The sequence below is a fragment of the Streptomyces sp. NPDC055955 genome (assembly GCF_042270245.1).
GTDB lineage: Bacteria > Actinomycetota > Actinomycetes > Streptomycetales > Streptomycetaceae > Streptomyces.
The window spans coordinates 123,481-144,753 of sequence record NZ_JBHJYS010000023.1 but is presented as its reverse complement, the minus strand read 5'-3'; the positions used below and the strand labels follow the sequence as shown (position 1 = coordinate 144,753).

Genomic DNA, 21,273 nt, shown 5'->3' with positions numbered 1-21,273 from the left:
CCGGCCGGAGGACGCGCCCATGCGGTGCAACTGAGCCTGTACCGCAGCGTCGAGGAGCCGGACCTGCATCGCGTCGCGGGGCAGGCTCCGTATCACCCTCGCGTGTAGGTGCTCGTGGAACCGGTTCTCGAGAAATGCATCCCGTTCGGTGAGCGACCATGTCCAACTCCGCCTGGGACGCGGCCGGTTGTTGTATGTGTACGCCTGGGGGCCGGCGCGGTGCTTGGCGGCGCAGCGGCACCTTCGACCTCGGTCCGGTCGGTGCCCTGGCCGGGCTCGGCGCTTCGCCGGAGCGCTGACGGGTATGCACATACGTGGTGCGGCGGGGGCAAGGCGGCACGACCGGCAACGAGCACGTTCTCTGCCACCCGATGTGCCATTACACTGCGCCGTGACACCACGGGACACACACAGTAACTGGCCGAAAGTGAACGGGGAGTGGCATGGCTACGGGGGGATGGGGGCCGGGAAACGGCCCGGGTCAGCCTGGCGGCAACGGACCGGGAGGCCAGGGCGGCTGGGGCGCGCCCTACGGACCACCGCAGGGCGGCCCGTACGGTCCCCCACCGCCGAATCCGGGCCCGTATCCGAACCAGCCTCCGTACCCGAACCCGTACCCCTACGGCCCCCAGCCCCCGAGGCCCGCCGCCCGGCGCCGTCGCGGCTGCCTGTCGTTCGGCTCTCCCTTCGGGCTCGTCGGCGCGATCCTGCGCTCCGCGCACCGCGCCGCCACCAGGCTCTTCGCGCAGGAGGGTGAGGGCCGGATCGAGGACCGCACCGTGGACCGCGTCCAGCTGGCCCGCACGGTGCTCGGTGCCGCCGCCACCATCGCCCTGATCCTCGCCTACAACGTGGACCCGAACCGCTGGGAGGACGCGGCGTGGGGCGGAGCCGCCCAACTCATCATCGCCCCGTTCGTGCTGATCATCGCCGCGCCCCTGGTCATCATCGGATTCATCTACTACGCGCCCCCGCACCTGCGGCCGCATCTGCGCTCCCGGCTGCGCGCTCCGCTGAAGGCGGTCGGCTGGTACGTGCTGACGTTGGTCGTCATCGGCGGAGTCCTCGTCCCGACAGCCCTGACCGTCAACGCCGACGACGGGAAGGACTGGTGGGAGTACGTACTGGCCGTCGCCTCGTTGATCGTGTTCGTGTGGGGCCTTCCCTTCTTCTTCATGGCGTCGCTGTACGCGGCACGCAGCGCCTTCAACAGCGCCCAGGTCCACCCGATGCTGCCACCCGTCCTCACTCTGACGCTGGTGTGGGTGTTCGCGGCCTTCAGCCTGATCGGCGACGGCTTGCCGGGAGGTCCGCCCATCGTCCAGTTCTGCTCCACGCTGGGCGGGCCGCTGTCGGTGACCGCTGTCGCGCTCTGGGAACTGCGGCGGATGAGGACCCGTTTCGGCGTCACCCTGCGCGCCTGATCCGGCTTCGCGGCCTCCCCGCCCCAGGTGAAGCGCTGACCTTGTATGTCGCCTTGAGCGAGTGCGGTCTCCTGTTCAGGAGTCCAGTGGGGTGCCAGGGTTATTGAGGCTGGTGAGGTCTAAGAACAGGCGATGGGCCGTCAGAGCGACGACGCTGTGAGCTGTTTCAGTCCACTGGGACAGCGTGAAGAAGCGGGAGTCGATGAGGTGGTGTCGCCGTCCGCCCGGCGCCACTGCCATCTCGATGGGTCGATCGAAGTGTGAGTGGCCTGAGGGACTGAGCCTCTGGAGCCGCCGTCAGGCGAACGGCACCGACATCAACCGATCAAGTTCAGTAGCCTCCCAGGATGGATTTGCGACTGGCGGCGTACGCCGTGTGCATCGAGGCCGGGTGTGTCCTGCTTGCTCATGCCGTGAAACCGGACGGCGAGAAGACCTGGACTCTTCCGGGCGGCAGGGTTGAGCATGCGGAAGACCCGTTCGACGCGGTCGTCCGCGAGGTCGCCGAGGAAACCGGCTTGGACGCTGTGGTTGAACGCCTGCTTGGAGTTGATTCAAGGGTGATCCCTGCGGCGGAGCGCCGTTTGCCCGGCCGACCCGAGCTCCAGAATGTGGGCATCTTCTACCAGATCCGCATCACCGGTGGTCAACTCCGACCTGAGCCGAACGGCGAAACCGCAGAGTCGGTCTGGACTCCCATCGCCAATGTCGCTCGCCTCGAACGCTCTTCGCTGCTCGACATCGGCCTTTCCCTGGCGCAGACCGTTCCGGCTACCGGCCACGTCGATCCTGTCCCGGTAGGCGGCCTGATCCGGCATTGAGGACGGCTCCCCTCACATGGCCATGTGCGGCCGTGTGAGGGGAGCTGTGCGTTTCTGCGTCGACCGGTCACCGAGCGCGTCCATGGCCTTCACGGTCGGTGCTCGCGCGTCCGCGACGTACGCCGCCTGACGGTGCAGCTGCCCGAACGCCTTCAGGTATTGGCTCCGGCCTCTGTAGAAAGTGGCGCTCGTCCTGGGCTGATCGCGTGCTGGCGGCCGGCGTTGTGGCGCCCGGGGACTTGGACGTCCGAGGCGCCGAGTGTCGCGGATCCGTGCGGGGCCCAGGGGCACAGCGGACAGGCGCGTCGAGTTCGGCGACTCCCGCCCCGTCACGTCCCCGCGGGCGGGGCGATCTCGACACGTACGCCACTTGCCTCGAAGGCGCGGATCTCTGCGGCGGGTGCCGAAGCGTCCGTGACCAGGGTCCACTCCTTCCTCAGCTTCGCCCACGCGTGGAACGGCGCGCGCCCCAGCTTGGCGCCATGGGCCAGCACGTAGACCCGGTCGGCGCGGCGCGCCATCAGTTCCTTGAGACGGGTCTGGCGCAGCTCCGCCTCGCAGATGCCGCGGTCGACGGTGACGCCGTCGGCGCCGAGGAAGACCCGGTCGAAGGACAAGTGCTCGAGCGCGGCCTCCGTGAGCGGGCCGACGAAGCCCTGGCTGAGCGGGCGGAGCGTGCCTCCGAGGCAATCGACCTGTACGCCGTCCGCGTCTGCGAGGGCGTGCAGGGCCGTCAGGCCCGTGGTCGCGATCGTCAATTCCTTGGCGCTGCGCAGCTCGTGGGCCAGGGCGCCCACCGTGGTGCCGGCGTCGAGGAGGAGCGTCTCGCCCGGCTCGACCTGCCGGGCGGCCCATTGTGCGATGGCCCGCTTCTCCTCGTACGCCTCACCGGTGCGCTGCCGCAGTGACGCTTCGGGGTGTGCGGACAGTGCCATCGCGCCGCCGTAGGTGCGCGCGAGGCGGCCCTCTGTGGTGAGGCGGGCGAGGTCGCGGCGGATGGTCGAGGGGGTGACGTCGAAGAGCTGCGAGAGTTCCTCGACGCTGGCGAGGCCGGTGGTGGTGGCGAGGCGGACGATGCGGTCGCGTCGTGCCTGGGATGTGGTCGGCGGCATCTACGGAGTCCTCTACGGTGCGGTGGTAACGGCGGTGCAGGGGACGGCGGTTCAGGCCGCCGGAGCGATGGGCGCCGTCGCCATCTCGGCGGCCTGGCGCAGCGCCTCGACCATGCTACCGGCCTCCGCCGCGCCCGTTCCGGCGATGTCGAACGCGGTGCCGTGGTCGACGGACGTGCGGATGACGGGCAGTCCCACGGTGAGGTTGACACCTGCCTCGATGCCCAGCACCTTGACCGGGCCGTGGCCCTGGTCGTGGTACATCGCGACGATCAGGTCGTAGTCGCCGCGTGAGGCGAGGAAGAAGGCGGTGTCGGCGGGGAGCGGACCCCGGGCGTCGACGCCCTCGGCGCGGAGCTTCTCCAGGGCCGGGACGATCTTCTCGTCCTCCTCGCCGTAGCCGAACAGGCCGTTCTCGCCCGCGTGCGGGTTGATGCCGCAGACGCCGATGACGGGGTTGGGGGTGCCGGCGCGCACCATCGCCTCGTGGCCCCGGCGGACCGTGCGCTCGACGAGGCCCGGCTCGATGCGGTTGACGGCGTCGATCAGGCCGATGTGCGTGGTGACATGGATGACCTTCACCTTCTCCGTGGAGAGCATCATCGAGACCTCTTCGGTCCCGGTCAGGTGGGCGAGGAGTTCGGTGTGGCCGGGGTAGATGTGGCCCGCGGCGTGCAGGGCCTCCTTGTTGAGCGGGGCGGTGCAGATGGCGTGCACGTCTCCTGCCACGGCGAGTTCGGCGGCGCGCGCGACGTAGGCGTAGGCGGCGTCGCCCGCGACTGGCGACAGCTTGCCCCAGGGCAGGTCGGCGGAGAGTAGGCCGAGGTCGACGACGTTGACGCGGCCGGGTGTGAACTCGGCGTCGCGCGGGTGGTCGACGGGGGCGATCTCACACTCCAGACCGAGGATGCGGGCGGCCTCGCGCAGCCGCTGGGCGTCGCCGATGACGACGGGACTGCAGCGGGTCAGGACCGCGTCGTCGAGCAGGGCCGCGACGACGACCTCGGGGCCGACACCGGCACCGTCGCCCATGGTGACGGCGATGAGGGGGAGGGGGGCGCTCATAAGAACAACTCCTAGCGGGGAGGTGGGCGGTGAAGGGTTCAGGTGGCTGCCGAAACGGCGGTCAGGTGGGGCCGTAGCGCGGCAGCGATGCGCAGCAGCGAGTCCTCGCCGCCGTAGCTGCCGGGGCGGGTGACGACGCGGCGGCCGTCGGGGGTGCGGGAGTGGACCGCGCCGTGGTGGATCTCGCCGAGCGGCTCCAACTCCCTTGTGCCCAGGGCGTCCAGGGTGGTGCGAGCGGTCTCGCCGCCGGTCAGGACGAGGTCGGGGTGGCCCGGGTACGCGGAGGTGAGTGCGGCCAGGGCGGCACTGAGGGCTCGCCCCGCGCCGGGGCGCAGTCCTGCCGAACCGTCGATGGACAGCACGGTCAGTGCGGGAACGGCGGGGGTACGCGGCAGGCTGACCGTGCCTGCCGCCAAGTCGGCCGGGTCCAGCGGCACATGGTGCGCGCCGAGCGCGGTGAGGTGCGCGATCTGCGCAACGGCTGCGGGCTCGGCGGTCCCTACGACGAAGAGCAGCGGCGTGCGGTCCCGGGCGGGCGCGGGTGGGGGAGGGGCGGCGGGACGCGCCATCGCGCGCCCGAGCGCGAGCGCCAGACCTCCGCTGCCCAGGAGTCGGAATCCGGAGCCGAGCCGCAGCGCTGCCGCGGCCACGGCAGCCAGGTCGGCGTCGGTCTCGGCGTCCGGAACGGGGTGCGCGCCGGATGCGGCGATCCGCCGGAACTCCGCTTCCAGTGCGGCGGGTTCGGAGCGTACGACGTCGAGCGGGACCGCGCGGACCGGCAGACCGGACAGCGCCTCGGGCAGTGAGCGGGGCGCGGCCGCGCGTTCCGCACGCCAGCCGTCGGTGCGGTGCAGCGGAACGCCGTTCACGTGCACCACACCGCCCGTCACGGTGCGCCCGGCCGCGGGCAGCGCGGGGGCGACGACGACGGCCTCGGCTCCTTCGGCGTAGGCGGCGGCCTCGGCGGCGAGGTGGCCGCGCAGCTGTGAGTCGACCTTCTTGTACAGCAGACGAGGCGGGCCGGCCTGCGCCGCGCGCAGCGCCGTCCGCACGGCGCACGCCGCTTCGGCGGTCGGCAGGTGCCGGGTGTCCAGGTCCACGACAAGGTCGTGCGTGGCAGGGCTCTCGGCCACGTCTGCGGCAGCGAGCGACAGACGGACGGGGCCGCCGAGCGCGCAGGCGGTCTCGGCCGCGCCGGACAGGTCGTCCGCGAGCGCGAGGACGTGCGGCAGTCGGGGCACCGGCGCGGACGGCGGAACGGACGGGCGTGGGGGCAGGGAAGCCACGGGATCGAACCTCCTTGGGCGCGCCCGGCGTTGGGCGGCCCGGTCCGGATCATGGCACAGGTTGCGCGAACTGCGCGAGACCTCTTGCGTGATTCACGCAGTCGTGCGAGCGTTCGGTGGCGCCGGCGGCCCTCACCCACGGACCGCGTCGCCCTCGTGAACCCGACGCGTACTCGGCTCACCCAGCACGGCGCGCACCGACTCGCACCGCACAAAGCAGGCCATCGCACCGCACTCGGCCGCAGTGCGGCGCACCGCCGGGAGCCACCACGGCGATCCCGGAGCCACCACGGCAACCGAGCGCATCCGCGCGGCCGCACGGCACACCACCCGCGATGCGCACATCACGCATGAGATCGCGTACGAGCACGAGACCGCCCGACCCGCACCACTTGCGTCACCCGCACCACCCGCTTCGGAAGGAACCCGCCGTGACCGTCGGCCTTGAACTCCCGCACGTCCCTGTCCTGTTGTCCCCCCTCGTCCTCGGCACGATGACCTTCGGCGACACCGCGGACCGCGCGACGGCTGCCGCGATGCTGGACGCCGCGCTCGACGCGGGCATCACCGGAGTGGACACCGCCAACGGCTACGCGGGCGGCGAGAGCGAGCGCATCCTCGCCGAGCTGCTGCCCGGCCGACGCGACCGGGTGGTGCTCGCCACCAAGGCCGGCATCCCGCATCCCGACCAGGGCGAGCACGCGCCGCTCTCCGCCGAGGGCCTGCGCACCGCGCTCGAAGGAAGCCTCAAGCGCCTGGGCACCGACCATGTCGACCTCTTCTACCTGCACCAGCCGGACCGCAGGACGCCGCTCGCCGAAACCCTGGCCACCGTGGCCGAGTTCGTACAGGCGGGCAAGGTCCTCGCCCTCGGCGTCTCCAACTTCGCCGCCTGGCAGATCGCCGAGCTCAGCCGCGTGGCCGACGAGGTCGGCGCCCCCCGCCCGGTCGTGGCACAGCAGCTCCACAATCTCCTCGCACGCCGCATCGAAGAGGAGTATGTGGAGTACGCCGCCGCGACCGGCCTGCGCACGATGGTCTACAACCCGCTCGGCGGCGGTCTGCTCACCGGCCGCCACAGCTTCGAACAGGCCCCGGACGGCGGGCGCTTCGGCGACTCGAAGCTGGCCGCGATGTACCGCGAGCGGTACTGGAACGAGGATCTGTTCTGCGCCGTCACCGATCTCACCCGCATCGCCTCCGACGCGGGCCTGCCGCTGACCGACCTGGCCCTGCGCTGGCTGCTGTCACGGCCCTCCACCGACGCGCTGCTGCTCGGTGGCTCCAAGGTCGACCACCTGAAGGCCAACATCGCCGCCGCAGCCGCCGGCCCGCTGCCCACGGACGTCCTGGCCGCGTGCGACGAGGTCGGCGCCCGCCTGCGCGGCCCGATGCCCGCCTACAACCGCTGACCTCGCCCCCTCTCGTAACGGAGACAACACCATGGCCACCGGCCGCACTTCTGCCGAGTTCACCACCGCCCTGCGCAACCGCGAACAGCTCATCGGCTACTGGTCGTTGCTCGACTCACCGATCGCCGCCGAGCGCCTCGCCCGCGTCGGCTACGACTACCTGGCCTTCGACGCCCAGCACGGACTCTTCGGCTACCAGGGCATGCTGAACAACCTCCTGGCCACCGACACCAAGGGCAGCACCGCCGTCGGCATGGTGCGCGTCGAGGCCAACGACCTCACGTACATCGGAAAGGCTCTCGACGCGGGCGCGACCGCCGTGATCGTCCCGCTGATCGACAACGCGCAGGACGCCGCCGACGCCGTCTCCGCCGTCCGCTATCCACCACTGGGCCGCCGCTCGTACGGCCCGATGCGAGCCCAGCTGCGCATCGGCCCGAACCCGGCCGACACGCACGAGCAGACCGCCGTCCTCGCGATGATCGAGACGGCCGACGGCCTGGCCCATGTGGAGGAGATCTGCGCGACCCCCGGCCTCGACGGCATCTACGTCGGCCCCTCCGACCTGCGCCTGGCCATCGGCGGCGCGTCCTCCACCGACCCGTCCGTGCAGGACGAGTTCGAGCAGGCCCTCACTCGCATCCGCAAGGCGGCCGAGGCGGCAGGCATCGCGGCCGGCATCCACAACGCCGACGGCGCGAGCGCCGCCCGCCGCCTGGCCGAGGGCTTCACGTTCGCGACGGTGGCGGCCGACGTCGTACACCTGCAGCAGATCGCCACGTCCCACCTGGACGCGGCGCGCGGCGGCGCGCGCTGATGCCGACCACGCTCATCACGACGCCCACCTTCGCCCGGCACTCGACGCGCCCCTGGCAGATCCTGGAAGAGGCCGGAGCCGGTCCCCTGCGACCGTCCGACGGCGCGGCGCTGCCCGCCTCCGAACTCCTCGGGCACGCACCCGACGCAGACGCGTTGATCGTCGGCATGGACGTGATCACCGCCGAGGTGATGGACGCCGCGCCCCGCCTCAAGGTGATCGCCAAGCACGGCGTCGGCGTCGACACCATCGACGTGGCCGCCGCCCACGCGCGAGGGATTCCGGTCGTGTGCGCGCCGGGCAGCAACTCGCGTGCCGTGGCCGAGTACACCTTCGGCCTGCTGCTCTGCGCGACCCGCTCCCTCGCCGCCTCGCACACCGCGGTGGCGGCGGGTGGCTGGCCCAAGCTGTTCGGCCCCGAACTGCACGGCAAGACGCTGGGCATCGTCGGCTTCGGCCGCATCGGCCGTCTGCTGGCCGGCTACGCGCGCGCCTTCGGGATGGAACTGCTCGCCCACGACCCGTACGTCCCGGACTCTGACATCCGCGCGCACGGCGCCGAACCGGTCGCGCTCGAAGCCCTGTTGGCGCGGGCCGACGCCGTCAGCCTGCACGCCCCGCCCGACCCGTCCGGCACCGCGCTGCTCGACCGGGCCCGTCTGACGGCGATGAAGCAAGGCTCGGTCCTGGTCAACGCCGCACGCGGCGGCCTCGTCGACGAACGCGCGCTGGCCGACCTGCTCGGCTCCGGGCACCTCGGGGCCGCGGCCCTCGACGCGTTCAGCACCGAGCCGCTGCCCGCCGACCACCCGCTGCGCGAGGCTCCGCGCACGCTCCTCACCTCGCACATGGCCGCCTGCACGCCCGAGGCCAACCAGGCCATGGGCGCGATGGTGGCCGAGGACGTCGTCCGCGTACTGACGGGCAACGAGCCGCGCCACCAGGCACGTTGAAACACAGAGCACCCCGCACCACGACACCTCGGCCCCTCGCACCTAGACACCGCGACACCTCGGCTCTCCTCGCACCTAGGCACCACGACACCTCGACCCTCCTTGCACCTTGGCACCACGACACCTCGGCTCTCCTCGCACCTAGGCACCACGGCACGACCCTGTCCCCATTCCGGATTCCGGCGACGACGCCGGAGGATCCCCCAAGGACCTGACATGGCCACCTCGACCGACGGCGCCACGGCGGCGCCCCCCTCCGCGCAGACCGACCCGTACGCACTGCGCGCCGAAGACGTCCGCCCGGCCCCCGACTCCTTCAGCGGCCGACTGCGCCAACTCGGCCCCGGACTCGTGCTGTCCGCCGCAGTCGTCGGCTCCGGTGAACTGATCACCACCACCTCGCTCGGCGCGAAGGCCGGCTTCGCCCTGCTGTGGCTGGTGATCATCTCCACCGCGGTCAAGGTGTGGGTCCAGATGGAACTGGCCCGCTGGACCATCCTCAACGGACGCCCCGCCCTCGACGGCTTCCGTGACGTCGGCCCCCGGATCGGCCGGCTGAGCTGGATCAACTGGCTCTGGATCGGCATGGACTTCGCCAAGATGTTCCAGCGCGGCGGCATCATAGGCGGTACCGCGGCGGCCTGCTCGATCCTCCTGCCGATCCACGGCGCATCGCTCAGCACGTCCTCCTTGACCATCTGGGCGCTCATCGTCACCGGTGCCGCCGTCCTCATCCTCCAGACGGGCAAGTACCACGTCGTCGAGCGGGTCGAGGTCATCGGCATCACGCTCAAGACGGTCATCACCTTCGGCCTGGCCCTCGCCCTGCCGTTCACCGCCTTCGGGTACGGCACCGAGCAGCTCGCCGGCGGACTGAGCTTCCAGATCCCCGCGGGCACGGTCGGCATCGCGCTCGCCATGTTCGGCATCACCGGCGTCGGCGCCGACGAGATGACGACGTACACCTACTGGTGTCTGGAGAAGGGCTACGCCCGCTGGACCGGTCCGGACGACGGTACGGAGCAGCGCGCGCAGCGGGCCGAGGGCTGGCTCAAGGTCATGCGGCTCGACGTGGGTGTCTCCTGGATCGTGTGCACCGTCTGCACCCTGTCCTTCTACGTCATCGGCGCCTCGGTACTCCACCCGCAGGGCCTGGTGCCCGAGGGCAATGACATGATCACCACGCTGTCGCACATCTACACCGACACGCTGGGCCCCTGGGCGGAGTACCTGTTCCTGGCCGGCGCGATCGCCGTCCTCTTCTCGGTCACCGTCGCCTCGTCGGCCAGCGTCCCGCGCCTGTGGACCAACACCCTCGGCCTGCTCGGCGTGGTGAACTGGCACGATCTGCGCTCACGCACCCGCACCATCCGCATCCTCACCTGCTGCCTGCCCCCGGTGTGGATGTGCTTCTTCCTGTGGGTCCAGTCCCCGGTCCTGATGGTGCAGATCGGCGGCATCGGCGGCGGCATCTTCCTGCTCGCGGTCGTGGTCGCGGTCTGGCGTCTGCGCTACACCGGCGTCCCGCCCCGCTTCCGGGCCAACCCCTGGCTGACCGCCGCCCTCGTCCTGAGCAGCGCGGCCATTCTCTTCCTCGGGGTGTACGCGGTCCTCGACACGCTGGGGCTCACGTCCGGCAGCTGAACACGGCGGCGAGGCACAGCCAGGCCTCGCAGCGGCCGGACACCGCGAGGCCTTCCAGTGCCGGCGCTGAACACGACGCCCTGCAGACCGCCGACATCGATGCCAAGGCGCCCGCCGTTCACCGCCGGCCCGTCCGGCCACGCACCGGTATCGAACAGGAGCATGTTGCTCGCGTTCCCGCTTTGGACGGTGACCAGGGTCGGCTTCGACGGCCTGGCCCGGCTGCGCGGGCGCTCCGACCTGCCGCTGACCGTCCACCCGGTAGTCTGGACCCGCCGGGTGGACGGTCTGGCGGCCAGAGTCCGGAGATGCCCACGCTGTCACGGGGTGCCCTGGAACGCGAAGGGTTCGAGGTGATCGAGCGGCAGCAGCCGTCGCCGCTGACCGGTGGCATCCTGATCACCGGCGAGGTGGACCGCGTCACCGAGTTCGAGCACGGCATGCCGCAGGCACACCAAGCCTGGGACGGAAACGGCCGGCGGGCGGCACGACCCGCCGCCATCGACGACCAGGCACTCGTCATCAACGTGCGCGGCCAGGGACTTGTCATCATCACCGGGTGCGGCCACGCCGGAGTGGTCGACAACCTCCGGCACGCTATGAGCCGCGCTCCAAGTCGCTGATTGCGGGGCTGTCGCTTACCCCGTGTACCCGGAAGCGGCGGCGGGCGAGGGGATGGGCCGGCAGGTCAGGCTTTGGACGCATGCCGATCTCTTCGCCGGGCCTGGACGTCACCCCGGTTGCGCCCTGGCGATGCGGGCCGCAGGCTGCCCCCATGGACTACAGCCCGGACACAGGCATGCAGCCCATCCTGGTGACCGGTGCTGCGGGCAGCGTCGGGGCCGTCGGCAGGACCGTGGTAGAAGGTCTACGGCGCCGGGGCCTTCAGGTCCGTGCTCTGGTGCACCGGGATGACGACCGTGCCCAGGCGCTGCGCGCGACGGGTGCCGAAGTCGTGGTCGGAGATCTGACGCGTGCCCGTGATGTCGCCGACGCCCTCGACGGTTGCGGGCGCATGTATTTCGGCATGGCCGTGTCGGCGCAGTATCTGCTGGCCGCCGTGACCACGGCGGCGGTCGCGCGCGCCTACGGAAGGCTGGAGGCGTTCGTGAACATGTCGCAGCTGACCGTCTCCGAGATGGACGCCACCAGCGGCTCCGATTCGCATCAGCATCGTCAGCAGTGGCTGGTCGAGCAGGTCCTCGACTGGTCAGGCCTGCCCGTGGTCCAGGTCAGGCCCACCGTCTTCATGGAGAACCCGCTCTACCAGGCCGTGTTCTCCTCGATCGCCAAGGACGGCACCATCAGGTGGCCCTTCGGCAAGGCGAAGACCTCCCCGATCGCGGCCGGTGACGTTGCCGCGGTCGTCGAGGAGATTCTGGCCAATCCGGCCGGGCACATCGGCCGGACCTATGAGCTGACCGGTCCCCGATCGCAGGACATCACGGCCTTGGCCACGGAGATTTCCCATGCTTTGCACCGCACGGTCGGCTACACCGACGTTCCGTTGCAGGAATGGCTCGACGACGATCTCGGGGTGCTGGGACTGCCGGACCATGTTCTCCAGCACATCTCCACCATGGCTCGCCTCCACGTGGCCGGCCGCTACGACCGCCAGGCAGACGGGATGACGGAGGTAACCGGGCGGTCCGCCGCAGGAGTAGCCGATTTCGTCCGCAAGAACCCCGAGCTGTTCACTCCCTGAAGCCGCTTGCCGTCCGGGTACCGCCGAGGTCGGCCGGGCAGGGCTGCCAGGGCGGATCGGCTGTGAGGTCTCATCGATGCTGCGGTAGCCGCGCGACGTCGACGTGTGGTCCTGCAGATGTCCTGAGACAGTCTTGAGGTGCCGTTTTGCGGGAGGCGCGAGCGCCTGATCTGGGACCTGCACGTTAGTTGAGACTGTCGCAGATGCCTGAGAGCGATGCCCGGCACGTCGAGGCGGCGCGGCGCGCCCCACGCCTACAGGCGCCTGGGAAGCGGGGTCTCACGGTCGTTCATCATGATCTTTAAGGGTCGCTTGCGGGCGTTCTCGCGGTCGCGTGCAGACCTGTGCGATGTGGGCGTGGAGCAGGAGTAGTCGGCAGGAGTCCGACGGGCGTCGGTTGTCGGTGTGAGGCCCAAAGAGGCGGCGCAGGTGGGCACGAGCATGGCGGAGCCATCTGGCCTCGGAGGTGTGGCCGAGTATGGCCTGCATCGTGGCGAGGGTGACCAGTTCGGCATCGCTCAGGCGGGGCGTGATGCCGACCGGCGGGCGCCGCGGCGCCAGGTCGGGATGCTCCTTCAGCATGTCGTCGGTCGTCGCATAGAGTCCTGTCGCGAGGGTGTCCACGTCGTTCGTCACAAAACGATCTTGGGCACCCTCGTTCTCGTCTCCGCAGGCACCCCTTGGACCACACCACCAGGAGGAACCAGTGCCCTACCCGCAACTGCCCACCCCCGAGGAGAAGCTCGCCGACGCGAAGCAGCTGTTGAGCCTCCCGCGTATCGTCGTGATCTGCGGCTCCACCCGCTTCATGACCGAGATGAACGACGCCGATCTGCGGGAGACCAAAGCCGGAAAGATTGTCGTCAAGCCGGGCTGTGACATGAAGTCGCCGCACGAACTTTGGTCCGATCCTGTCGAGGCCGAGGCGCTGAAGGTTCGACTCGACGATCTGCACCGGGCGAAGATCCGGCTCGCTGATGAGGTGCTCGTAGTCGGCGACTACATCGGAGACAGCACCCGAGCCGAAATCGCCTACGCCCGGTCGCTGGGCAAGCCCGTGCGGTTCACGCACCCCGAAGTCGACCCTGGCGCCTGACCGCCCGCTGCCACCTCGACAACCAGGGCCGGCAGCCCGCCGCCTGACCGTCTCGCGGTGGCTTCGGCCGCCGCCCACCCCACATCCGCCGCAGGCATCCCTTGGAATTGATCATCTAGGGCACAGCGGCTACGCGCAGAGCGTGGTGGCCTAAGCGTCGCTGCTTCGGTCGCTTCTGTTGGCTTTGCTGAACTTCGTGGGGACGACGGCCCACAGCCTGTGATGGGAGGGCTGCGGGCCGTCGAGACGAGCTTTGAGGGTGCCGGAATCCGTCCTTGAAGTCCTGGTCAGGGCGAATCAGTTGAACGGCTGGTCCTCGTTGGGTGCCTGGCCGGCCTTTTCAGCCGGCTCCGGGTGGGCTCTTGCGTCACCTTCGCCAGAACAGGTGGTGCGTCACGCCGCTCGGGCTGGGCACGACCTCCAGGTGGAACCGGTCGAGCAGCTCATCGGGGGACTCCCAAAGGCGCAGTCCGGACCCGAGCTTCACCGGCGAGACCGCCACATGCATGGTGTCGACGAGGTCGGCGTCGAGGAACTGCCGGATGGTGGTGACCCCGCCGCCGAGCCGGACGTCCTTGCCCTGCGCCGCTTCCCGCGCCCGCTCGAGGACCGTGGCCGCAACGCTGTCGACGAAGTGGAACGTGGTGTCCGAGAGCGTGAACGACGGACGCGTGTGGTGAGTCATGACGAACACCGGAGTATGGAACGGGGGCTCCTCACCCCACCAGCCGCGCCACTCATGGTCCGTCCAGGGCCCGCGCTGGGGCCCGAACTTGTTACGGCCCATGATCTCGGCGCCGATGTTGCGCGCGAAGTCCCGCGTGAAGTAGTCGTCGAGACCCCGGCTCCCCCCGGGATCTGTGCGCATGGGCCAGCTCGCCGTGGCTCCGGCCCAGGCGAACAGCCTCTCGGGATGGTCACAGCCGAACGGCCGCTCGAGACTCTGGTGCTCACCGGCACCGATTCCCTCACTCGAGACGTTGAAGTTCATGACTCTCAGCAGTTGATCCACGTGTTTCCTCGTCAGTTCCTGTCGCGTCGTCGTCCGGCGAAGCGCCGCACATCATGACGTCGAACGGGACGTGGGCGGATCGACAGCTGTCCTCAATCTTTTTCCCGAGCGTGTCAGGTGGCAGCCTTGCTGGCCGGGTGGCCGTGGAACGCTGCCTGGCTCACCGTGAAGGCCGGCGGACAGACAACCCACGTGTGATGGTCACCCGCCGAACGAAGCCCGCCCGCGGCCCGGCGTCCACCCCAAGGGAAGGGCAGCGCGAACGATCATCTCAAGGTTCTGTTCATGACGAGAGGGCAGATTGGTGTTCTTGCGGCGGATTGTCACCAGTCACGGGGAACATCACTTCTATTCTCGTATTCCCGATTGCTGGAGAACAATAGCTCGGCCAGTGCCCGGAACACGTCCTCCGGATCCCGCTCGGCCACCGGCTCCCGCAGGTTCTCGCCCAGCAGGAGAGTGGTGAACCCGTGGGCGAGCGACCAGGCGGCGATTCCCGCGAGCCGGGTGTCCTCGCCGCGCCCGCCTGCCGGTACCTCGGCGACCCCGGCCTGCAGTTCGGCCCCGGCCCGGGTGCGGGCGGCGAGCAGGGCGGCGTCGTCACCGCGCAGCAGGTCTGGGCGGAACATGACCTGGAAGTGTGCGGGGTGCTCGACCCCGAACCGGACATAGCGCACCCCGCGTTCGCGCAGATCGGCTGCGTCGGCGAGGGCGTCCGCCAGCAGTTCAAAGCCCTCCGCGGCGATCGCGGTGAGCAGGCCCGTGCGGTCCTTGAAGTGATGGGCGGGGGCCGCGTGGGAGACGCCGGCGCGACGGGCGAGATCGCGCAGGCTCAGGGTGCCCGGACCCTCGGCGGCGATCACGTCGAGGGCCGCGGTCAGGACGGCGTGGCGCAGATCGCCGTGATGGTACGAGCTGCTCTTGGCGGTGGGCATGCTCAGCACATTACGCCGAATCTAGGCATTGACAAGTTCAGGTGAGCGTGAGCAATCTAGTCAGTGTCAAGTTTGGGTGAGTGGATGACGCAGGACGGGGAGAACGCCATGCCGGATCAGAAGGATCAGATCGAGCTCGGCCGCGTACGTCAGCTGTGGCATTTGCTGGAGCCGCTGCACGCGGTGGTCTATTTCGCCCCGGAGGCCTTCGAGGAGGCGGACCGAATCGGCATCAAATCCGGCCGCTGGCCCAGCTACTTCGCCTGGCGGGCTGCGCCGCTCGGGGCGGTCGGCTGTGAGCAGGTGACGTCCGCGTTCTACAGCTTCAGCCCGGAGACGGTCAGGGAGCACATCCCCTCCGTCTGGGACGCCGCGGATCCCGAGACCGTCCTCGCTGCTCGCCGACGTGCCGTCGACCGGGCGTACCGCGCGCTCCTCGGCGACCGTATCCACAGTCCCGAGCTGGCCGAGGCCGCCGCCCTGGCCCGCCGTACCGCCGAGGCCGCCGTGCACGCGGGCCGGCCACTTGCCGCCGCCAATGCAGCGCAGCCCTGGCCGGACGCCTCGCACCTGGTGCTCTGGCAGGCCGCGACGATCCTGCGTGAGCACCGTGGGGACGGCCATCTCGCGGCGCTGCTGATCGCGGGGCTCGACCCGGTGGAGTCACTAGTGTCGTTCGCGGCAATAGGGGCGGCACCCGAGGAGACTTTCGGGAGCCGAGGCTGGAGCAAGGATGAGTGGGCCGCGGCGCGCGAACGGCTGGTCGGGCGAGGCCTGTTGGAGCCTGACGGCACCGCGACTGACGCAGGGCGTGCGCTGCGTGCCGAGGTCGAGCGCCATACGGACGAACTGGCGGCAGCGCCTTGGCAGGAACTGGGCGCGGTCGACATGAACCGGCTCGGCGATCTACTGGGGGACTACTGGGTCGCGGTCATCGGGTCGGGAATGCTGCCGGGGACGAACACGTTGGGGATCGGCAAGGTGTGACGGAAGGATCGAACCGCCCGCAGTGGTGTTGGGCCATAGCCGACACCGCCCACCGCATCAGCGACTTCGAACCGGAGGCCGGTGCAGAGCGGTGGACTGCCTCATCGACGATCTACTCGACACAATCACCAACAACCGAAGATGGTTCATTGAGAGCAGCAATTGATCCGCAGGTCCTGACGATTACTCGCCGTTGTCCGGGACTGGAGTGAGTCGGTGATACTGGCTGGCCGGGGGCGAGGCGGTCGCGAGCACCAGCCTCGCCCCGGTGCACCGTCGGCGAGGGCCGGCTGTGCTCGCGACAGCCGAAGGGCGCCCCCGTGCGGCCGGGCCGCGTGATCCGGGTGACGCGGCGGCCATGCTCCCGGCACCGATCACGTCAGATCACCGCCGGGTCAGCCGTATCACGGTGCTCGGCCGGTCCGTCCGGGGCAACCGCAGAGGCAGTCCGTGCGAGAGCAGATTCGCTCCGGCGTGTTCGGCGCCGGTGGACTCGTCCACGTAGACCGCGGCCGGGGAGAGGCCGGTCAGCCGCAGATCGCGGTCCTGGCCCCAGGCGATGACCACGACCCGATCGCCGGCCCGGTACTGCACGGCGTCCGTGAGCCGGTATTGCACGCCGAGCTGCACCACCGGGCGGATCTCCTTGTACAGCGCGACCAGGTCGCGGGCCTCGGCGAGTTCGGCCTCGGTCCAGCGCGAGAGGTCGCCGCCGATGCCCAGTGCGCCTGCCATCGCCACATGGAAGCGGTAGGGGAGCGGCGTGGTGCGCCCGGTGTGCGGGTTCGGGCTGTCGGTCACCCAGGTGGACATGGTGCGGGCCGGGTAGACCTGGCTGTAGCCCTGCTGGATGGCAATGCGGTCGTCGGCGTCCGTGTTGTCGGAGATCCAGGTCTGATCGGTGCGGGCCAGCATCCCGAGGTCCGCGCGGCCGCCGCCGCCCGCGCAACCCTCGATCCGCAGATCGGGGTGGGCGCTGCGCAGCCGGTCGAGCACCGAGTAGACGCCCCGCGTGTGGTCGGTCCACAGTCGTTCGGCGTCGGGGTGGTCCGGCCAACCCGCCTCCGTGAAAGCCCGGTTCATGTCCCACTTCAGGAAGTCGATCGCATAGGTGGAGACCAGCCGGTCGAGCCATTCGAAGGCCCACTCCGTGACATCGGCGCGCGCGAAGTTGAGGACGAGCTGGTGGCGCAGCTCGGTGCGGCGGCGGTGCGGCATGTGCAGCACCCACTCGGGGTGCTCGCGGTACAGGTCGCTGTCCGGGTTGGTCATCTCCGGCTCCACCCACAGGCCGAAGCGCATCCGGAGCCGCCGGATCTCGTCGACCAGCGGGCCGAGCCCGTGCGGGAACCGCTCCGGGTTCGGGTGCCAGTCGCCGAGCCCGGCCCGGTCGCTGGTGCGCCCTCCGAACCAGCCGTCGTCCACCACGAACAGCTCCACACCCAGGCCGGCGGCGCGTTCGGCCAGGCTGCGCTGCCCCTCCAGGGTGACGTCCCAGCCGGTCGCCTCCCAGCTGTTGTAGACCACGGGGCGTTCCTCGTCGGGCCGCGGCAGTACGTGTGCGCAGGTGTACTGGTGCCAGCCGCGGCTCGTCGCGCCGAAGCCGCCGTGGCTGAACTGCCCGGCGAACACGGGGGTTCGATGGCTCTCGCCGGCGTTGAGCCGCCAGGTCAGGCCGTCGTGCCCGGCGCCACCGGTCACGGTGAACGGGCCGCCCGCGTGGTCGCGCTGCGCGGTGATCCGCCAACTCCCCGACCAGGCGAGGACCATGCTCCACACCTCGCCGTGGCTCTCGTCCGCGTCACCCCCGTCGACCATCAGCCAGGGGTTCGCGTGGTGCCCGGAGAGGCCGCGTCGGCTTGTGAACAGGGTCTCGGCATAGGGGGCTTCGGTGCGTCGTAGCTGTGTCTCGCCCGACCACTCGCCGACCGTGTGGCTCAGCCGTACACCCGACGCGGCCGGCACGGACCAGCTCGCGGCGTCGCAGCGCAGGATCTCGACGGGCGCGTCGGCTGCTCCGCCCGTCCCCAAGTGCCGCAATGTCAGGGAGCGTTCGACGATGTCGTTGTCGGGGTGCACTGCGTAGTGCAGCGTGCAGCCGAGAGGGTAGTGGCGGTCGCGCAGCCGCACGTGGAGGTGGTTGCCGTCGATCTCGTGGCCCTCGTAGGCCCACTCGATGCCGCGCGTGCCGTCCGAGTACCGCACCAGCAGTGAGGGCACCCCGAACCGGGCGCCGCTCTCAACGGCTATCTCTTCGCCGCCTGTTGAGGCGAAGCTGCTGGTCAGTCCGTCGTGTGTGGGCAGCGCGGCGACCTGGTCGAGTGTGAGGGGCGCGCCCCAGTGCACATGCCGTGGGCTGTCGTCCGCGCCGATGCGCAGCGCGTACGAGGAGTTCTGGGTCGTGAGCAGGAACGTGCGACTGGGCTCGTCGAAGTACACCTGAGACATGAGCGGGAGCCTAGATCCGAACTCCTGGAATTTAAATATTGACGAAGGAAATTATTGCCTCTACGTTTCCCCCATGTTGCTGAACCGAGCGAAGCTGCTCGCGTCTCCGGCGGCCAACACGGTGTTCACGACAGTGCTCACGCGTGGCCCGGTCGTCCGCCCGGAGATCGCCCGGATCACCGGTCTCTCCTCCGCCGCCGTCACCAAGGCGGTCAAGCCGATGATCGAAGCCGGATACCTGGAGGAGCTGCCACAGGGGCCGAGGACCGTCGAAGGTGCGGGGCGTCCCGCGCACCCCCTCGCCGTCCGCGCCGACCGGGAGTTCTTCGTGGGCGTCAAGGTCACGGCCGACGAACTCATCGGTGTGGTCACCGACTTGAGGGCGCAGGTGCGTGCCGCGCACCGGATCCCGGTGACGGACCGGTCGGTCGACCAGGTCGTCCATGGCATCGCCGCGCTCGTCGCGGAGCTGACTTCCGCGCACGCCCGGCGGACTCACCACATCGGGGTGTCCGTCTCGGGTGACGTGGACCGGGTGAGCGGCCTCGTGCGCTACTCGCCGTTTCTCGGCTGGCGCGACGTGTCGCTGGCTGAACTGGTACGCACCGCAACGGGGCTGGCGGTCACCGTCGAGAACGACGTGAAGGCCCTCACCGTCGCAGAGCAGTGGTTCGGTGAAGGTGTGGGCGCAGACTCCTTCGCCCTCGCCACCGTCGGCGTCGGCATCGGCTGCGCGCTCGTGGTCAACGGACGCCTGGTGGCCGGAAATTATGGCGTGGCCGGCGAGATCGGACACATCCCGGTGGCCGCAGGCGACGGCCCCGACTGCCACTGCGGCGCCCGCGGCTGCGTCGAGGCCATCGCCTCCGAGGCGGCCATCGTGGCCCGGGCGCGTCGCGCGGCGGGCGAGCCGGACCTGGACATGGCCGGGGCCGTCGACCGCGCCCATGGCGGGGACGCCGCCGTGCGCGCCGTCTTCGACGAGGCCGGCAAGGCCATCGGGCTTGGCCTCGCTGCCATGGTCAACCTCGTCGGCCCCGAGAGGGTCGTCGTCTCCGGTGAGGGCCTTGCCGCGTACGACCTCTTCGAGGAGCAGATCCGCGCCGCCTTCACCACCCAGGCCTTCGGTACCGCGGCCCGCTGCCCCCTCGTCGTGCGCCCGCTGCCCTGGGAGGAATGGGCGCGCGGGGCCGCCGCCGTCAGCATCCAGTCACTGTTCGCCGCGTGAACCCACGCCGGCGCCTGATCTCTCGCACGTATCCGCTCCCCGGAAGGACCCTGTCATGACTGCCAGTTCCGCCCTGTCCCGCCGGGGATTCCTCGGCACGTCCCTGCTGTTCGTCGCGGGTGCCGCCGTCGGCTGCTCCAGCAACCCGCAGGAAACCGCGTCCGCCAAGGGAGCCAAGGTCACCCTCACGCAGTGGTATCACCAGTACGGAGAGGAGGGCACCCAGGCCGCGGTGAAGCGGTACGCCGAGGAGTTCACCAAGGCCAACCCGGATATCGCGGTCAACGTGGTGTGGGGCGCCGACACCTCCCAGTACGAGACCAAGCTGAACGCCGCCCTGCTCGGTGCCGATGCCCCGGACGTCTTCGAACTCGGAGACTTCCGCGCCGAGATGGCCCGTAAGGGGCAGCTCGAACCGCTCGACGACGTGTACGGCTCCGCCAAGGACGGCTTCAACAAGGCCGACCTGGACTACCTCACCGTCGACGGCAAGCTCTACGGCATGAAGACCATCGACGACATCATGATGCTCTTCTACCGCAAGTCGATGCTGAAGAAGGCGGGCGTCGCGGTTCCCACCACCTTCGCCGAACTCGCCGACGCAGCGAAGAAGCTGACGGACGGCGATGTGAAGGGCCTGTTCATAGGCAACGACGGCATCGGCGACAGCCCCTACCTCCTCGCCTGGTCCCAGGGCAAGAACCTCATCGACGGAGACAAGGTCGTCTACGCCGACGCCGCCAAGTCCATCGGCGGCCTGCACGATCTGCACTCCGACAAGTCGGTGCTGCTCGGCTTCACCACCGACTGGTACGACGCGGGGGCGTTCACCCAGGGCGCCACCGCCATGCAGTGGTGCGGCCTGTGGGCGCTGCCCACCGTCGAGAAGGCGCTCGGTGACGACTTCGGGGTCGCGCCCTGGCCCGCGTACGACTCCTCCGGAAAGCCCGTCGCCCGGCTCGGCGGCTGGACGCAGGCAGTCAACGCCAAGAGCAAGCACGTCGCGGAGGCCAAGAAGTACCTCCAGTGGCTGTGGATCAAGCAGGTCGACATCCAGATCGACTGGGCCGTCAAGTACGGCTTCCACGTGCCGCCGCAGACCGCGGTCGCCGCCAGGACACCGGAGCTGAGCAAGGGTGCCTCGAAGGACACCGTCACCATCGGGACCAAGTACGGCATCTCCTTCCCGGCCGAGTGGACGCAGGCGATGCAGGCCGAGTTCATTGCCGCGGCCGCCGACATCGCGAAGGGATCGGCACCGGAGAAGGCCCTGAGGAAGGCCCAGTCCAAGGCGCAGTCCGACCTCGACAAGCAGATGGGCTGACCGT

At 70.0% G+C, this 21,273-nt stretch carries 18 protein-coding genes and 1 pseudogene; 12 read left to right on the top strand and 7 right to left on the bottom strand.

Annotated features, from left to right (window positions below; translation table 11 throughout):
- Positions 1-443 precede the first annotated feature (443 nt).
- Both ACFC96_RS35760 and ACFC96_RS35755 read left to right on the top strand, forming a co-directional pair.
- The gene (locus tag ACFC96_RS35760) at positions 444-1,424 is read left to right on the top strand and encodes a hypothetical protein (RefSeq protein WP_376616206.1); all 981 of its coding nucleotides are present in this window, start codon (positions 444-446) and stop codon (positions 1,422-1,424) included.
- 347 nt (positions 1,425-1,771) lie between these two features.
- Positions 1,772-2,245 (top strand): NUDIX hydrolase, encoded by a 474-nt coding sequence (locus tag ACFC96_RS35755; protein ID WP_376616204.1) that lies wholly within the window; start codon positions 1,772-1,774, stop codon positions 2,243-2,245.
- 329 nt (positions 2,246-2,574) lie between these two features.
- On the opposite strand, the gene ACFC96_RS35750 is transcribed toward ACFC96_RS35755, so the two are convergent.
- The 3 genes from ACFC96_RS35750 to ACFC96_RS35740 are packed head-to-tail and all read right to left on the bottom strand — an operon-like array spanning position 2,575 to position 5,708.
- Positions 2,575-3,357 carry a DeoR/GlpR family DNA-binding transcription regulator gene (locus ACFC96_RS35750; RefSeq protein WP_376616202.1) on the bottom strand — a complete coding sequence of 261 codons (783 nt, stop codon included), beginning with the start codon at positions 3,355-3,357 and terminating at the stop codon, positions 2,575-2,577.
- A 51-nt stretch (positions 3,358-3,408) separates the two neighbouring features.
- Complete coding sequence (gene pdxA, locus ACFC96_RS35745) at positions 3,409-4,422, bottom strand: 4-hydroxythreonine-4-phosphate dehydrogenase PdxA (RefSeq protein WP_376616200.1); 1,014 nt, start codon at positions 4,420-4,422, stop codon at positions 3,409-3,411.
- Positions 4,423-4,460: 38 nt separating this feature from the next.
- Positions 4,461-5,708: a four-carbon acid sugar kinase family protein gene (locus ACFC96_RS35740; protein ID WP_376616198.1), complete on the bottom strand. Its 1,248-nt coding sequence runs from the start codon at positions 5,706-5,708 to the stop codon at positions 4,461-4,463.
- 431 nt (positions 5,709-6,139) lie between these two features.
- Here ACFC96_RS35740 and ACFC96_RS35735 point away from each other — a divergent pair, with 431 nt between their 5' ends.
- The 6 genes from ACFC96_RS35735 to ACFC96_RS35710 all read left to right on the top strand — a co-directional run bounded on the left by ACFC96_RS35735 (position 6,140) and on the right by ACFC96_RS35710 (position 12,239).
- Positions 6,140-7,120 (top strand): aldo/keto reductase, encoded by a 981-nt coding sequence (locus ACFC96_RS35735; protein ID WP_376616196.1) that lies wholly within the window; start codon positions 6,140-6,142, stop codon positions 7,118-7,120.
- A gap of 31 nt (positions 7,121-7,151) precedes the next feature.
- Positions 7,152-7,937 (top strand): aldolase/citrate lyase family protein, encoded by a 786-nt coding sequence (locus ACFC96_RS35730; protein ID WP_340457369.1) that lies wholly within the window; start codon positions 7,152-7,154, stop codon positions 7,935-7,937.
- Positions 7,937-8,890, top strand: coding sequence for a phosphoglycerate dehydrogenase (locus tag ACFC96_RS35725; protein ID WP_376616194.1), 954 nt, complete (start codon positions 7,937-7,939; stop codon positions 8,888-8,890). The genes ACFC96_RS35730 and ACFC96_RS35725 overlap by 1 nt, the downstream gene beginning before the upstream one ends.
- A gap of 216 nt (positions 8,891-9,106) precedes the next feature.
- Entirely contained in the window at positions 9,107-10,534 is a 1,428-nt protein-coding gene (locus ACFC96_RS35720; protein WP_376616192.1) for an Nramp family divalent metal transporter, read from the top strand.
- A gap of 308 nt (positions 10,535-10,842) precedes the next feature.
- Positions 10,843-11,157 (top strand): hypothetical protein, encoded by a 315-nt coding sequence (locus ACFC96_RS35715; RefSeq protein ID WP_376616190.1) that lies wholly within the window; start codon positions 10,843-10,845, stop codon positions 11,155-11,157.
- Positions 11,158-11,309: 152 nt separating this feature from the next.
- Complete coding sequence (locus ACFC96_RS35710; RefSeq protein WP_376616189.1) at positions 11,310-12,239, top strand: NAD(P)H-binding protein; 930 nt, start codon at positions 11,310-11,312, stop codon at positions 12,237-12,239.
- 414 nt (positions 12,240-12,653) lie between these two features.
- Here the strand turns inward: ACFC96_RS35710 and ACFC96_RS35705 are convergent.
- A pseudogene (locus ACFC96_RS35705) lies at positions 12,654-12,875 on the bottom strand (IS982 family transposase); the annotation flags it as partial.
- 70 nt (positions 12,876-12,945) lie between these two features.
- Between ACFC96_RS35705 and ACFC96_RS35700 the strand changes: the two are divergent.
- Positions 12,946-13,335, top strand: coding sequence for a hypothetical protein (locus ACFC96_RS35700; RefSeq protein WP_376616187.1), 390 nt, complete (start codon positions 12,946-12,948; stop codon positions 13,333-13,335).
- Between the two features lie 367 nt (positions 13,336-13,702).
- Here ACFC96_RS35700 and ACFC96_RS35695 read toward each other — a convergent pair whose 3' ends face one another.
- Together ACFC96_RS35695 and ACFC96_RS35690 are read right to left on the bottom strand one after the other, a co-directional pair.
- Positions 13,703-14,347 (bottom strand): dihydrofolate reductase family protein, encoded by a 645-nt coding sequence (locus ACFC96_RS35695; RefSeq protein ID WP_376616185.1) that lies wholly within the window; start codon positions 14,345-14,347, stop codon positions 13,703-13,705.
- Between the two features lie 323 nt (positions 14,348-14,670).
- Positions 14,671-15,282, bottom strand: a complete 612-nt coding sequence (locus ACFC96_RS35690; protein ID WP_376616183.1) for a TetR/AcrR family transcriptional regulator — start codon at positions 15,280-15,282, stop codon at positions 14,671-14,673.
- A gap of 108 nt (positions 15,283-15,390) precedes the next feature.
- Between ACFC96_RS35690 and ACFC96_RS35685 the strand changes: the two genes are divergently transcribed.
- Positions 15,391-16,269: a hypothetical protein gene (locus tag ACFC96_RS35685; protein WP_376616181.1), complete on the top strand. Its 879-nt coding sequence runs from the start codon at positions 15,391-15,393 to the stop codon at positions 16,267-16,269.
- 384 nt (positions 16,270-16,653) lie between these two features.
- On the opposite strand, the gene ACFC96_RS35680 is transcribed toward ACFC96_RS35685, so the two are convergent.
- Positions 16,654-18,717, bottom strand: coding sequence for an alpha-galactosidase (locus ACFC96_RS35680; protein WP_376616179.1), 2,064 nt, complete (start codon positions 18,715-18,717; stop codon positions 16,654-16,656).
- Between the two features lie 73 nt (positions 18,718-18,790).
- Here ACFC96_RS35680 and ACFC96_RS35675 point away from each other — a divergent pair, with 73 nt between their 5' ends.
- Together ACFC96_RS35675 and ACFC96_RS35670 are read left to right on the top strand one after the other, a co-directional pair.
- Positions 18,791-19,945, top strand: coding sequence for an ROK family protein (locus tag ACFC96_RS35675; RefSeq protein WP_376616177.1), 1,155 nt, complete (start codon positions 18,791-18,793; stop codon positions 19,943-19,945).
- A gap of 55 nt (positions 19,946-20,000) precedes the next feature.
- The gene (locus ACFC96_RS35670; protein WP_376616175.1) at positions 20,001-21,269 is read left to right on the top strand and encodes an ABC transporter substrate-binding protein; all 1,269 of its coding nucleotides are present in this window, start codon (positions 20,001-20,003) and stop codon (positions 21,267-21,269) included.
- Positions 21,270-21,273: the final 4 nt, after the last annotated feature.

Bases quoted from the DNA above. Each gene is read 5' to 3' on its own strand.
- ACFC96_RS35715 (WP_376616190.1), top strand. From the start codon at position 10,843: ATGCCCACGCTGTCACGGGGTGCCCTGGAACGCGAAGGGTTCGAGGTG.
- ACFC96_RS35680 (WP_376616179.1), bottom strand. From the start codon at position 18,717: ATGTCTCAGGTGTACTTCGACGAGCCCAGTCGCACGTTCCTGCTCACG.
- ACFC96_RS35755 (WP_376616204.1), top strand. From the start codon at position 1,772: ATGGATTTGCGACTGGCGGCGTACGCCGTGTGCATCGAGGCCGGGTGT.
- pdxA (WP_376616200.1), bottom strand. From the start codon at position 4,422: ATGAGCGCCCCCCTCCCCCTCATCGCCGTCACCATGGGCGACGGTGCC.
- ACFC96_RS35730 (WP_340457369.1), top strand. From the start codon at position 7,152: ATGGCCACCGGCCGCACTTCTGCCGAGTTCACCACCGCCCTGCGCAAC.
- ACFC96_RS35710 (WP_376616189.1), top strand. From the start codon at position 11,310: ATGGACTACAGCCCGGACACAGGCATGCAGCCCATCCTGGTGACCGGT.
- ACFC96_RS35670 (WP_376616175.1), top strand. From the start codon at position 20,001: ATGACTGCCAGTTCCGCCCTGTCCCGCCGGGGATTCCTCGGCACGTCC.
- ACFC96_RS35675 (WP_376616177.1), top strand. From the start codon at position 18,791: ATGTTGCTGAACCGAGCGAAGCTGCTCGCGTCTCCGGCGGCCAACACG.
- ACFC96_RS35750 (WP_376616202.1), bottom strand. From the start codon at position 3,357: ATGCCGCCGACCACATCCCAGGCACGACGCGACCGCATCGTCCGCCTC.
- ACFC96_RS35685 (WP_376616181.1), top strand. From the start codon at position 15,391: ATGCCGGATCAGAAGGATCAGATCGAGCTCGGCCGCGTACGTCAGCTG.
- ACFC96_RS35720 (WP_376616192.1), top strand. From the start codon at position 9,107: ATGGCCACCTCGACCGACGGCGCCACGGCGGCGCCCCCCTCCGCGCAG.
- ACFC96_RS35760 (WP_376616206.1), top strand. From the start codon at position 444: ATGGCTACGGGGGGATGGGGGCCGGGAAACGGCCCGGGTCAGCCTGGC.
- ACFC96_RS35725 (WP_376616194.1), top strand. From the start codon at position 7,937: ATGCCGACCACGCTCATCACGACGCCCACCTTCGCCCGGCACTCGACG.
- ACFC96_RS35690 (WP_376616183.1), bottom strand. From the start codon at position 15,282: ATGCCCACCGCCAAGAGCAGCTCGTACCATCACGGCGATCTGCGCCAC.